Annotated in this window: 12 protein-coding genes; 1 reads left to right on the top strand and 11 read right to left on the bottom strand. The window is 42.8% G+C overall.

What is annotated here, in order from left to right; translation table 11 throughout:
• Positions 1–56 precede the first annotated feature (56 nt).
• The 5 genes from leuS to nadD all read right to left on the bottom strand — a co-directional run bounded on the left by leuS (position 57) and on the right by nadD (position 5,673).
• Positions 57–2,558: a leucine--tRNA ligase gene (gene leuS / locus BLT15_RS11670; protein ID WP_089761981.1), complete on the bottom strand. Its 2,502-nt coding sequence runs from the start codon at positions 2,556–2,558 to the stop codon at positions 57–59.
• A gap of 360 nt (positions 2,559–2,918) precedes the next feature.
• The gene (gene rsfS / locus BLT15_RS11665; protein ID WP_200769765.1) at positions 2,919–3,287 is read right to left on the bottom strand and encodes a ribosome silencing factor; all 369 of its coding nucleotides are present in this window, start codon (positions 3,285–3,287) and stop codon (positions 2,919–2,921) included.
• Between the two features lie 14 nt (positions 3,288–3,301).
• A complete protein-coding gene (locus tag BLT15_RS11660; RefSeq protein ID WP_089761978.1) occupies positions 3,302–4,498 on the bottom strand; it encodes an LCP family protein in 1,197 nt (398 codons plus the stop codon).
• On the bottom strand, positions 4,491–5,069 hold the full coding sequence (gene yqeK, locus BLT15_RS11655) for a bis(5'-nucleosyl)-tetraphosphatase (symmetrical) YqeK (RefSeq protein WP_089761975.1): 579 nt from the start codon (positions 5,067–5,069) through the stop codon (positions 4,491–4,493). The genes BLT15_RS11660 and yqeK overlap by 8 nt, the downstream gene beginning before the upstream one ends.
• Entirely contained in the window at positions 5,059–5,673 is a 615-nt protein-coding gene (gene nadD, locus BLT15_RS11650) for a nicotinate-nucleotide adenylyltransferase (RefSeq protein WP_143423085.1), read from the bottom strand. The genes yqeK and nadD overlap by 11 nt, the downstream gene beginning before the upstream one ends.
• Before the next feature lie 87 nt (positions 5,674–5,760).
• On the opposite strand from nadD, the gene BLT15_RS11645 reads away from it, so the two are divergent.
• The gene (locus tag BLT15_RS11645; RefSeq protein WP_089761970.1) at positions 5,761–6,279 is read left to right on the top strand and encodes a gamma carbonic anhydrase family protein; all 519 of its coding nucleotides are present in this window, start codon (positions 5,761–5,763) and stop codon (positions 6,277–6,279) included.
• On the opposite strand, the gene BLT15_RS11640 is transcribed toward BLT15_RS11645, so the two are convergent.
• The 6 genes from BLT15_RS11640 to BLT15_RS11615 form a co-directional block, all read right to left on the bottom strand.
• A complete protein-coding gene (locus BLT15_RS11640; protein ID WP_089761968.1) occupies positions 6,276–7,034 on the bottom strand; it encodes a TerB family tellurite resistance protein in 759 nt (252 codons plus the stop codon). The genes BLT15_RS11645 and BLT15_RS11640 overlap by 4 nt on opposite strands.
• Positions 7,035–7,306: 272 nt before the next feature.
• Positions 7,307–7,567, bottom strand: coding sequence for a helix-turn-helix transcriptional regulator (locus tag BLT15_RS11635; protein WP_089761965.1), 261 nt, complete (start codon positions 7,565–7,567; stop codon positions 7,307–7,309).
• A gap of 35 nt (positions 7,568–7,602) precedes the next feature.
• Positions 7,603–8,445 carry an amidohydrolase family protein gene (locus BLT15_RS11630; protein WP_089761963.1) on the bottom strand — a complete coding sequence of 281 codons (843 nt, stop codon included), beginning with the start codon at positions 8,443–8,445 and terminating at the stop codon, positions 7,603–7,605.
• Positions 8,446–8,478: 33 nt separating this feature from the next.
• Positions 8,479–9,657 (bottom strand): tungsten cofactor oxidoreductase radical SAM maturase, encoded by a 1,179-nt coding sequence (locus BLT15_RS11625; RefSeq protein ID WP_089761960.1) that lies wholly within the window; start codon positions 9,655–9,657, stop codon positions 8,479–8,481.
• A 7-nt stretch (positions 9,658–9,664) separates the two neighbouring features.
• Positions 9,665–9,919 (bottom strand): MoaD/ThiS family protein, encoded by a 255-nt coding sequence (locus tag BLT15_RS11620; protein WP_089761958.1) that lies wholly within the window; start codon positions 9,917–9,919, stop codon positions 9,665–9,667.
• A gap of 210 nt (positions 9,920–10,129) precedes the next feature.
• Positions 10,130–11,866 (bottom strand): aldehyde ferredoxin oxidoreductase family protein, encoded by a 1,737-nt coding sequence (locus tag BLT15_RS11615; protein ID WP_089761956.1) that lies wholly within the window; start codon positions 11,864–11,866, stop codon positions 10,130–10,132.
• Between the last annotated feature and the right edge of the window lie 346 nt (positions 11,867–12,212).

Genomic DNA, 12,212 nt, shown 5'->3' with positions numbered 1-12,212 from the left:
CTCATCACCCCCTATTCGGGCAGAGAAATTAGGATCTTCTTGAGCCAAAAATTAATTCAGACTACCACATTAACCAGTTTTTCTGGAACAACTATGATCTTTTTGACCTCATCATTATCGACATACTTTTGAACTTTATCTCTGTTCAGAACCTTTTCTTTTAGTTTGTCCTCTTCTATCTCCGCCGGTATCATCATATGGTCTCTAACCTGACCATTGATCTGGATCGCTATCTCCAGTTCATCTTTTTCCAGCGCGGACTCCCTGTAATGCGGCCAGCTCTGTTCGTGAATGCTGAATTCATTCCCGAGTTCGGTCCAAAGTTCCTCTGTCACGTGAGGGGCGAAAGGTGCCAGCAGCAAAAGCAAATTCTCTACGGATTTTCTGAACAAGGAGCCGTTGATATGCTCCGGCGACCGGTCTGAAATATAATCGCTAATTTCATTGGTCAGCTCCATGATAGCGCTGATGGCGGTATTGAAAGTCTGCCTTTCGGATACATCTTCGGTAACCTTTTTTATAGATTTATGCATGAATCGCAGGATATCTCTATCTTCACCTTCTAAATTTTCCGCCGTCAGCTGATCGTCAGAAACGGGAGCTGATTCTCCGTTTAAGATATCTTTATTCTCCTTAACGAGCCTCCAGACCCTTTTGATAAAGCGATAAAGGCCCTCGATACCTTCATGACTCCACTCCAGATCTTTTTTGGGCGGTGCGGCAAATAATATGAACATTCTGGTAGCATCTGCTCCAAATTCTGAGAGCATATCGAGAGGATCGACCACATTGCCCCGCGATTTTGACATTTTAGCTCCATCTTTTAATACCATCCCCTGGGCCAGATAATGGTCGAAGGGCTCATCTACATCGGCAAGCTCCAGATCTCTGACAACCTTGGTAAAAAAGCGGGCATATAGGAGATGTAATATGGCATGTTCGACACCGCCGACATAAACATCTACCGGGCACCATTCATTAACTTTATCTTTCTGAAAGGGAACTTCTTCATTTCCAGCATCCAGATAGCGCAAAAAGTACCAGGATGAATCAACAAATGTATCCATGGTATCAGTCTCGCGCCTGGCTTCCTGGCCGCATTCCGGACAATCTGTATGGAGAAAATCTTTGTTTCTGCTGAGGGGGGATTCTCCTCCCGCTTCCAGCTCAACTTCGTAGGGCAGCTCAACAGGCAGCTCTTTCTCGGGAACCGGAACCCGGCCGCATTCATCACAGTAAACTATGGGGATGGGAGCACCCCAGTAGCGCTGCCGGGAAATAAGCCAATCTTTGAGGCGATAATTGACCTCTTCCTGTCCCAGACCGGCCTCCTCCAGATCTCTGGCCATCTCGGCAAATGCCTCTTTTGAGGTCAGCCCCGAATATTTATCCGAATTGATCAGGACTCCTTCTTCAGTAAATGCTTCCTCTTCCAGATCGACCTCTATATCTTCGGCTTCGGGTTTTATTACCTGACGGATATTTAAACCATATTTTTTGGCAAAATCATAATCTCGCTGGTCATGACCGGGAACAGCCATTATAGCTCCAGTACCGTATTCCATCAGCACAAAGTTGGCTATGTAAACCGGAATTTCTTCGCCGCTGAGAGGATTAATGGCTTTAAATCCGGTGTCGACACCTATCTTTTCTGATTTTGGCGAAGTTCTTTCCTCTTCCTGCTGTTCCTTCATCTCTTCTACTCGCGCCTTAATATCCTCCTGATTCTCAGACCTGTCTAAAATGTCCTCTACAAGGGGATGTTCAGGAGCCAAAACCATATAGGTTGCACCATAAATTGTGTCAGGACGGGTAGTAAATACTTCCAATTCCTCTTCAAACCCTTTAACAGGGAAGTTGATCCTCAATCCTTTACTGCGGCCGATCCAATTTTTTTGCATTTCCTTGACTCTGTCCGGCCACTTTTCCAGCAACTCATGGTCATCAATAAGCTGATCAGCGTAATCAGTGATCCTCAAAAACCATTGGGCCAGCTCTTTATCTTCGACTGCTGCTTCACATCTCTCACATTCTCCATCTACGACCTGCTCATTAGCCAGAACAGTTTCACAGCTGGGACACCAGTTGACAGCAGATTTTTTCTTGTACGCCAAATCGTTTTTATACATCTGCAAAAACAGCCATTGAGTCCACCTGTAATACTCCGGACTGGCAGTTGCCAGTTCTCTGTTCCAGTCGTAGCTCAACCCCATGCTTTTAAGCTGTTTTTTCATCTGATCGATATTATCCCAGGTCCAATCGTGAGGATGGATATTTCCGTGCTCGATAGCAGCATTTTCAGCTGGAAGTCCGAAAGCATCCCAGCCCATGGGATGAAGCACATTATATCCTCTCATCCTTTTAAAGCGGGCCATGACATCGCCGATAGAATACACTCTAACATGTCCCATATGGAGTCTTCCGGAGGGATAGGGGAACATCTCCAGAGCATAAAAACTTTCGGCCTGAGAATCTTCAGATGTCTCATAAAGGCTTTTACCTTCCCATTCTTTCTGCCATTTCTCTTCGATCTGGGTAAAATTATATTCAAAGGACATACCTTATTCTCCCCTTTCGTAATTGTGACTATCAAATAAAAAAATCTCCTCGTAACCAGGACGAGAAGAAGTTACCCGTGGTACCACCCAGCTTGGCCTCAGCATAAGATGATTCGGACTGACCAAAAGCAATAAAAAACCCACTCATAACTTTAACGCAGTCAGACGCGGGAAAACTACTGGTGAAGGTTTCATTTTCCCGAGCTCAGGAACGAGTTCAACCGGGACAATTTGGACAATATATCGGTTTACTGCTTTCCCTCCAGGCCTTTGGCATTTTTATTTTGAGAGGCTAATTAGATTATAAAAAGGCTCGTTTAATTTGTCAAGTCAGCTCATTAATTTTAAAGAAAACCCGGCTCAAACCTGTTCTGAGTTTTCCTCCAGAATTTTTTCAGCATCCGCCCATAATCTCTCCAGATTATAAAATCTTCTTTCCTCAGAATGAAAGACGTGAACAATTACATCCTCATAATCGAGCAGCTTCCAGCGCGATTGATCTCTTCCCGCCATTCTGTAGGGCATTATTTCCTGTTCCGCCATTTCATCTTCGATCTCTCTGGCTATAGCATCCACCTGTTTCTCGCTGCTGCCGCTGCATATCACAAAAAAGTCAGCAATGGGAGTCATTTTTATAACTTCGAGAACCACAATGCCATCAGCCTTTTTGTCCTCAGCTATTTCGGCTATTTTAAGCGCTTTTTCTCTGGCAGAATTTTCGGCTTTCAAATATGATCACCCTCCTATATTTTATCTGATTCGAGAGAATTTTTTCCTAAAATTATTATAATCTGGCCTTCTCCAGCCGGATAATCAGCATCTTCGGCGTCCGAGCTCAAAATTACCGGCTTGCCCTGCAGATATTCAGCAATTTCTCGAGCAGTATCTCTATCGGCCTCGTCTGTAAAAAAGACTTCTGTATCTGTATGGTCAAAACTATCGGAGTTGCCGATACTGTTTATATTAAATCCAAATTTCTCCATTTCGCGAGCAACATCTCCTGCCAGGCCGGGAGTTCCAGTTCCGTTTAGTATGTGAAGATCAATATTTTGATTTTCCCTCTGATCCTCACAGCGAAAGTGGTCTTCAATTAACTCGTTTTTCTCTGCTTCATCTATAACCCAGTAGCTGACCCCATCGATATATTCCGGACGACCGGGTAATTTCAGGGTTTCAACTTCATCCAGTTCTAAGTTCATGATAATTCTCGATAGAGAAATAGCTTCTGTAATATCCATATCTGTATAAATTGAATTTAATCCCTCGTTTAAAATTTCTGGCGTATCAAATACAATACCCGGACGTGATACTCTCTGCAGAACTGCCCGGACAAATTTTTGCTGGCGATTTATTCTGCCTATATCTCCTCTGGCTGGTTCTCGAAAACGAACGTATTCAAGAGCTTCTTCTCCATCCAGAGTTTTTTTCCCGGGTTCGAAATTTATATGCAGATTACCGGCTTCATCCTGGTATTCCATCCTCTGTTCTATTTCAATTTCAACTCCTCCTATAGCATCTACAACACTTACAAACCCCTGAAAATCGAGATTTACATAATAATCAATCGGTATTTTTAATAGGCTTTCCAGAGTTTCAATTGTCAGATCTATTCCACCAAAAGCGTAGGCTGAATTTGCCTTATTTATTCCCCGATCGGGAATATTGACCCGGGAATCCCGGGGGACAGAAACTATGCTCATATCCTCTTTTTCCGGATCTATACTGACAACCATCATCGCATCTGTTCTGCTGATGCCGTGATGATCGGTATCGTATCCTGAAATGAGTAGATTAACCCGGGAGCTGGTGAAAGGATTATTTTCAGCAGAAGTTAAATTTGAATTAAATGAGCTTCCAAAAAACAATCCTACAGCGAAAAAAAATACAGCTGCAGCGATTAAAATCCAGTGTTTTCTGGTGAGTTCCTGTAATCTATTCATCTGCCTCCTTCCTCCTCAATAACGAATTTCTCAAAATAAGGGTATTGGGATGGATCAAAACATCATTTTCCAGCAGATATCCGATGGTGTTTCGGCAGACCTTCATCAGACCTTCATCAAGGCTGCGGAAGGCCGCTTTCCTTGCACTTTCAACACCTGGATAGCTGCGGGAGGAATCTATCTTATCAGCCAAAAAAATTATCGAAGTAAGCCTGCTCATGCCATCATATCCTATCGAATGGTATCTAACAGCTTCCAAAAGTTCGCTGTCATTAATACCGAATTCCTTTTCCGCCCTGGCGGCAGAGGCGGGCGAGTGAATTAAAGCGGGGACCTGTTTTTCCCAGATATCCAGCTGCCAGCGACTCTCTGAAATCCAGAGTTCGAGCCGGGAGAGAGAACATCCCCTGCAAATATCATGCAGAAGGCCAGCCTGGTAAGCTTTTTCAGTATCATAGGAATATTCTTCAGCCAGTTTTTGGGCCATCTCGGCTGTGCTCAAAGAGTGATTAAATCTTTTTTCATCCAGACATTTTTTTACTTTTACCAGTAATTTATTATTATCGAGCATCGCCTTGATAAAGCCTCTCTTTCAGTATTAACTCTCTAACCTTTTCTGGCACCAAATACTTAATAGTTCTCTTTTCTTTAACCCTCTTTCTAATCCTGGAAGAGGAGATATCCAGGTATCCTGTCTCTATTTTGCGAATGTCTGTATTATATTTACGATACAGCGGGTGATTTTTTATAACCTCTATATTATAACCCGGTCTTTGGGCCACCAGAAGACGGGAATTTTTTAAAATATACTCGGGATCTCTCCATAGAAAAATTTCCGCCAGAGAATCAGCGCCCATTATCACAGAAACTCTCTTTCCGGTATGTATAAATTCTGCGATGGTTTGAGCAGTAAAAGAGGGGCCTTCTCTGTCTATTTCCAGCGCTGTTATTTCGAACTTCTCATTGGAATCTATGGCCAATTCGGTCATATCGTATCGTATATCGGCGGAAGAAAGATTTTTCCTGGTTTTATGTGGAGGATCTCCAGCCGGGATAAAAAGCACCGAAGAAAGACCGAACTGTTCTCTCGTCTGTTCAGCTATAATCAGATGACCCATGTGTATCGGATCAAAGGTCCCTCCAAAGATTGTTATCTCCTCACCGTCTCCATTCAAACTTTATCACCGACCTTAATTCATGTTATCATTATATAGGATTATCATCACTCAGGCAAATAAAACAAATAAAAGGAGATGTGAATCGTGAAATATGAATTTAATGGCAAAAAACCCGCAGAAGAACATAACGTATTTATAGCTCCAGGAGCCCATATTATAGGGGATGTGAAGCTCAAAAATAATTCCTCTGTCTGGTACAATACCGTCATCAGAGCGGATTTAAATGAAATTATCATAGGCAGCGAATCAAATATTCAGGATAATTCGACTGTCCATTGTTACTACGAAATCCCGGCTATCATAGAATCGCGTGTGACAGTGGGGCATAACTCTGTTTTGCATGGATGCCATATCGAAGAAAATTGTTTGATCGGGATGGGAGCTAAAATTATGAATGAAGCCAAAATAGGCTCCGGAAGTATTATTGGAGCCGGAACTGTTGTGCCTGAAGGCAAAAAAATACCACAAAACAGCCTGGTGCTCGGAACCCCGGGAAAAGTGGTCAGGGATATCACAGCCGAAGAAAGAGGAAAAATGAAAGAAAGAATTGAAGAATACGTCGAGATGAGTCAGGAGCATGCAGAGGTTGATAGGATAAACTAATTTCCCTCTATCTCCATTATTAATTCGTAGGCATCTTTGATTTCGGAAAATTTTTCTTTGGCCATCTCGACAAATTCTTCAGGCATGTCCTCGGCAATAGCCCGATCAGGATGGTATTTTTTGGCCATCTCCCTATATCTCTTTTTAACTTTTTTAAGGTTGACTTCAGGATCGAGATCCAGCGTGCGATAAGCTTCTCTCAATTCTTTATCTTTGCTCTGGGCAGCATAGTTTCTGCGGGAGACTCTAAATATCTTTTTAGCTCTATCTATCAATTCCTGCTGCTCAGAGCTCATCTTACCTTCAGCTTTTCCGATTCTCTGCAGAAGCTCGAGAAGCTGAGAGAGAAGGTTTTGATCATAATTTATGAGTCCGGCGAACTTTTCGGCGTAAAATGAGAAAGATTTACCGCTTCTTTTTGCTTCATCGAAATAATTTATGGCCATTTTACGATCTCGCCCGGTAAGATGGAGCTTTTTCTCGATAAACTCATCTATTATTCTTATTTCTGCTCTGGTAACCTGACCATCTGCCTGGCTATATTTGGCCAGCAGGGCAAATAAATTTTTTAACACCGCTTCTCGCTTTATGCCCTGTCTGCTATTATTGGAATAATAACCCTTTCCCCCGGTCCTGGTTTTATTTCCCAGCTTATTTTCCATCACATAACCGAGCAATCCGCCGAATATAGCTCCGGGGAAATTGGCAACGAAAAAACCTATAATGATTCCCAGCATTGTAGTACTGCAGCCCAAACAGGATTACCTCCCAGATAACTGAATTGCTTATTTTGTAAAATACAAAAACGTCTGTCCACTGAAAGTAAGTATAACACAACAATAAACTTATTTTAAGTGGTTCCTCTTGTTATCAGTTGATAGATATCGTATAAGATCACTATCATGATAATAATAGCTGGAAGATATAAAACGTAGTGAGCTCAGGAACGAGCTCTCGCGAAGGAAGCGCAATTTTTTGACACATCTATTTACCAGCTGAAGACAGGAAGAACCTTTTAAGTTCCCTTTTAACTATTCTTATCTACTTCCATTCTCGCAAAACTTTCAAATAAATCTCCAAACAGATCCATAAAGGGTTCACCGAAAAACAGCATTAAAATAATAGATTCATTAAGCAAGAATTGATTTTCACCATACTCTTTTCTCTGATAGGTCGAACGACCCATTCCCAGATAATCAGCCATATCCTGCTGAGTAAGACCTCTCTCTACTCTATGTTTGATTAAATTATCGAGTCTGTTCTTTTGATAATAATAATACATGATCATTTTCCTCTCTTAATTAAATTTTCTTCCATATTGCTTCATAAATCCAGCAGTTTTTCTGCGTTTTTATGCAATATCATCTTTTTTTCCTCTTTATCTAAATCAGTTTTGTTTATCTCCTGCAGATACCTGTCAGCGGACAGCAGGGGATAATCAGTCGCCAGCAAAATTTTATCAAGTATATTTATTTCTTTCATTACGTTATATATACTTTCCTCATACAAAAAAGGGCTGGCGGCTGTATCATAATAAATATTGGATAGCGAATCTTTCAGCTCGGGCATGAGCTCATAAAAAGGCAAACCTCCGCCCCAGTGAGCGAAAATAAATTCATTTTCTGGAAAGTTATTGGCCAAATCTGAGCCCTCTTCCAGAGTTATGTCAGTTTTACCTGCATAATCATGCCCAACCGGTTCATTTAGATGAATGAGAATGGGCCATTGTGACCTGCGGGCAAATCTGCAGATAGGCTCCATGTCTTTTTTTGAGCTCAGATCGAATTTTTGGCCTGCGGGAAATAGTTCTCCAATTCCTTGAATTCCATTATTTTTGCATCTTTGAAGCTCTTTTAATACCCCTTCCTCTGCGGGATTGACCACGCAAAATCCGATGAATTTATCCGGATGCTCATTTACAGCTGCAATAACATAATCATTCACTTCTCTGCATAACTCCTGCTTCTCAAAGGCGAAACCAAAAATAACCGCCCTATCAATTATCTCTTTTTCCATTTTTCTTGCTAATTCATCATAAGTCACAAATTCATTTTTAGGATTGCTGCATAAAAGATCAAAATATTCGTCTTTTTGGCAGTATTTCTCTTCGTTTTTTATGATCTGTGGGGGAGTGACGTGCACATGAGTGTCGATTATTTTAGGCAAATTCCTTCAACCTCCTCAAGGCTTAAATCTCAATTAGGGACATCTGACTATGCTCTGCGCCCACAGGCAATCAGCACAGGATGGTATATTTCCCCAGCAGTCCTGATTTTCCCTGGCATAACTACAATTGTCATTTATTTTGCAGTCCTGATAGGAAGGAAAAGAATATTCTCTAACCCTGTCCCTAAATTTTACATAGTCAGGAGAAGTCCATATGCCCTCCAGTGATTCTTCTCTGATGCTGCCAAAGCTATGTGATTTTACAATTTTCTCCCTGCCGAAGATGTAATATGTGTAAGAATGCATCAAAGCATAACAGGGAGCAACCTCTCCCTCCACAGTTATAACACAGGCATCTGCATTTATAAAATCACACTGTCTATCAGCATTCCAGTTCATATCAGGCATATCCATGGTGCACATAGTTGATAGGCCTTCAATGGGGGTGCTCCAAAATTTAATGGGAAGATCGAGTTCTTCCTCCCCCTGGCCATAAAGTATTTCATCGGTCATTTTTTCTCTGTATGGAAGCAAATTGGTGACCAGAATATTTAAAACTCCCAGATCCCTGGCTTTTTCGCTGAGCAGATTAAGCTGGTCTCTATTGCTTTCCATTAAAACAAATTCCATACTAACCCGCGGGAAGATTGTTTCCTCTTCTTCTTTAATATCTTTCAGCTGCAGGAGTTTCTCCTTCAGCTCTTTCAACTCTCCCCCTTTTCTTATATTTTCAAATTCCTCTTCCTGAAAACTATCTATCGAGATAACCAGCTCATCCACGTTTAAAGAAACAAGTTTTTCGAAAATTGACCTGTTTAATAACATACCATTTGTGGTGATCTTGACTTCATATCCTTTATTTTTAATTAGTTCGGTCATTTTCATTATGTCAGGATTCATAAAAGGTTCTCCCAATCCGCCTATCACGACTTTTTTTAGATTGGAAAATGTATCCAGCTGTTGAACTAATTCTTCAAAGAGTTCTAAACTCATGTCTTTGTGCTCTAAAGACCAGGAATGCCTGATGCAGGTGATACAGTTTAAATTGCATCGCGTGGATACTTCAATATAAATCTTCTTTATATCAGGCCTGGCTTCATGAAACATAATACCTTTATTCTTTTTCTCAATTACGTAATCTCTGGCATCTATAATCTTTTCGATCTCTTTTTTATTTTTTAGATGTCGCTTGCTAACATTTAGTTGGGTCATTAAATTATTAACCTCCAGCTATAGGCGGAAAGACTGCCACATTATCTCCGGACTGCAGAGAGTAATCAGGTTTTTGACGTCGATTATCTACAAAAATCATTTTTACCTCTTCTTCCGGTATATTCATGCGAGCAAGTAAGTCACCGACTGTATTTCCGGGTTCAATTTCGATATTTAATTCACCTTTTTCTTCTAACTCCTGACGCTTTGATTGAGTCAAATGATCTCTCAAAGTTGCATAAAACTTAACCGATACCTCCATAACACTCCCTCCATAATATAATTATCTCAAGATCATAATTTGTGTCCAGCAGTTTCTATTTTACCAGAATTACATAATTTCTGCAAAGAAAATTCTCAAAAAATTTTGCCAATCAAGAAAAAATTTTTTGGGCTTTTATAAATTAGTTAAGGCTGCCCCTCACAGGGCAGCCCGTTTTTGAGAGTCAATTCTCTTTATTATTGAGCGGTTTTAAAAATCCCAGACTTTATCAAGCTCTTCATCGGGTACATCGAAAATCTCGTTGTGGGGAGGAAGCTCTTCCTCGCGCATGAATTCAGGCGGCCTGTCGTCGGATTTGCTGAAACCGGCCTTGAGGTTGAATTCGCGCTCTTTTTTCAGAATCTCCTTGCCCTCTTCGACTATTTCCTCCACGGTGTAATCTGTGCCCAGCACTCCGTTTACTGTATCGACCATGCCTTCCATGGCATTATCATCGTCCAGCAGAGCGAAGGTGGTGAAAAGACAGTAACCGGAGCTGTCCACAAAAGCAGTTGTAGCCTGAAAGGCCCGGGAGAGCTCGGCCTTGCCTTCGGCTTTGAGCGGATCGACCTCGCCGCCGACCGAAAGAATTTCCGGTGCTATCGTATAACCGGCGGTGTGATCGGCACCCATAGGCGTGGTCATATAGGTAATGCCGATGCCTTTGACCGCCCGCGGTTCGTAAGCAGGCATGCCCTGACCCTTGACTGTCGGCACCTGAGTTACTCCATAGGCTTTGCCGGCGAATTCGGCTCCGTTACCGAGTATACGGCCCATAGCTGAGTTTTTGCGAATCTCTTCCAGCAGCTCTATGGCGCCCTCGCCGTCGCCGAACTCGACAACCCCGGCTTCCATGGCCACACCCAGGGTTACGCCTGCCTCTATGGTATCGACACCTACTTCGTTGCATATCTTGATCATTTCGGCTATTTGATCGAGATCATCTATACCCAGGTTGGCACCCAGCGACCAATCGGACTCATATTCAACACAGGAAACCTTTTCTTCACCATCTACGTCGGGATAGACATTGGAACACTGAATCACGCAGCCGGGGTGACAGGAATGGCCCATCTCACCTTCGCCACCTCGTTCATTTACAATTTCGGCCAGCTTCTCGCCGGAGGTAGCTTCTGCTCCGTCGAACTCGCCAGAAGAGAAGTTATTGGTGGGCAGTCCGCCGGCCTGATTGAGCACGTTGATCAAAGCGGCTGTGCCGTAGCTGTTCAGCGTTCCGCCTGGCTTTGTAACATCATGTTCACGCAGGCCTTCGGCCAGCTTTCGCTGTCCCTGACGGAAAAGATCCTCATCAGCAAGCTCGACATCCTGAATCCTCTTTTCCAGCACTATGGCTTTAAGGCCTTTAGAACCCATAACAGCTCCCAGTCCACCGCGGCCTGAATACCGGCTGGCTCGATATTCGGGATCATTAAAGCAGATACCCGCCATCGACATCTTCCACTCGCCGGCAGGTCCGACCAGACAGAAGTTATGATCGTCATAGCTTTCCAGAAGTTTCTCCATCGTCTCGCTGGTCTCCAGTTCTTCGAGCTCATCGGCACTTTTCAGCTCGGCACCTTGCGAAGTTATCTCCAGAATACAACGTGCCTCGCTGTCCTCTGGCTTACCTTCAACTATTATAGCCTTATATCCCGATCGGCCCAGGCTCTGAGCAAAGGGTGTTCCGGCGTTGGATTCCTTGATGCCGCCCGTAAGCGGTGACTTGCCGCCCACAGAGATCCGTCCGGAAGAAGGTGCTGAAGTTCCGGTTACCATGCCGGGTGCGAACACCAGCTTGTTATTTTTGCCCAGCGGATGTGCTTCCGGATCGACCTCATCCAGTACCATTTCCGAAGTCAAACCCCGGCCGCCTTTGCGCCTGAACTTTTCCGGCAGCTTTTCCTCGGTTATCTCCATCTCGGTCAGGTTTACTCGTAATAATTTCATCTTTGTAATTTGCCCCCCTCATATTATTTCATTCATATACAATCTTCTCCAAATATATAATTAGATAAAAAAATAAAAATTCCTTCTCCATATCATGAGAAATTTATAACTATAAAAAGAATGTTCCCGGCTCAGGATGGGCCGGTCTGAGCGCGAGTTCAGGGACGAGCTCTCGCGAAGGGAGCGTACTTTTTTGGCCGAAAACTAAAACTTAAGCGGAGAAAAATTTCATTATGAACGAAAAATAGAGATAAAAAAAACCGAGGCAAAGGCCTCGGAATGGTGTAGGGTAATAAATTTTCAGGGAGATGGTACCCTAACAGCAGCATACAGGAGGAGTGTTAAG

Origin of the sequence: Halarsenatibacter silvermanii (assembly GCF_900103135.1) — a bacterium.
In the GTDB taxonomy this organism is placed as follows: domain Bacteria; phylum Bacillota; class Halanaerobiia; order Halanaerobiales; family Halarsenatibacteraceae; genus Halarsenatibacter; species Halarsenatibacter silvermanii.
This window is presented reverse-complemented; position numbering and strand designations above follow the sequence as displayed.

Excerpts from the sequence above, each read along its gene's own strand:
- leuS (WP_089761981.1), bottom strand. The coding sequence starts at position 2,558 with ATGTCCTTTGAATATAATTTTACCCAGATCGAAGAGAAATGGCAGAAA.
- BLT15_RS11660 (WP_089761978.1), bottom strand. The coding sequence starts at position 4,498 with ATGAATAGATTACAGGAACTCACCAGAAAACACTGGATTTTAATCGCT.
- yqeK (WP_089761975.1), bottom strand. The coding sequence starts at position 5,069 with ATGCTCGATAATAATAAATTACTGGTAAAAGTAAAAAAATGTCTGGAT.
- BLT15_RS11635 (WP_089761965.1), bottom strand. The coding sequence starts at position 7,567 with ATGATCATGTATTATTATTATCAAAAGAACAGACTCGATAATTTAATC.
- BLT15_RS11625 (WP_089761960.1), bottom strand. The coding sequence starts at position 9,657 with ATGACCCAACTAAATGTTAGCAAGCGACATCTAAAAAATAAAAAAGAG.
- BLT15_RS11620 (WP_089761958.1), bottom strand. The coding sequence starts at position 9,919 with ATGGAGGTATCGGTTAAGTTTTATGCAACTTTGAGAGATCATTTGACT.
- BLT15_RS11615 (WP_089761956.1), bottom strand. The coding sequence starts at position 11,866 with ATGAAATTATTACGAGTAAACCTGACCGAGATGGAGATAACCGAGGAA.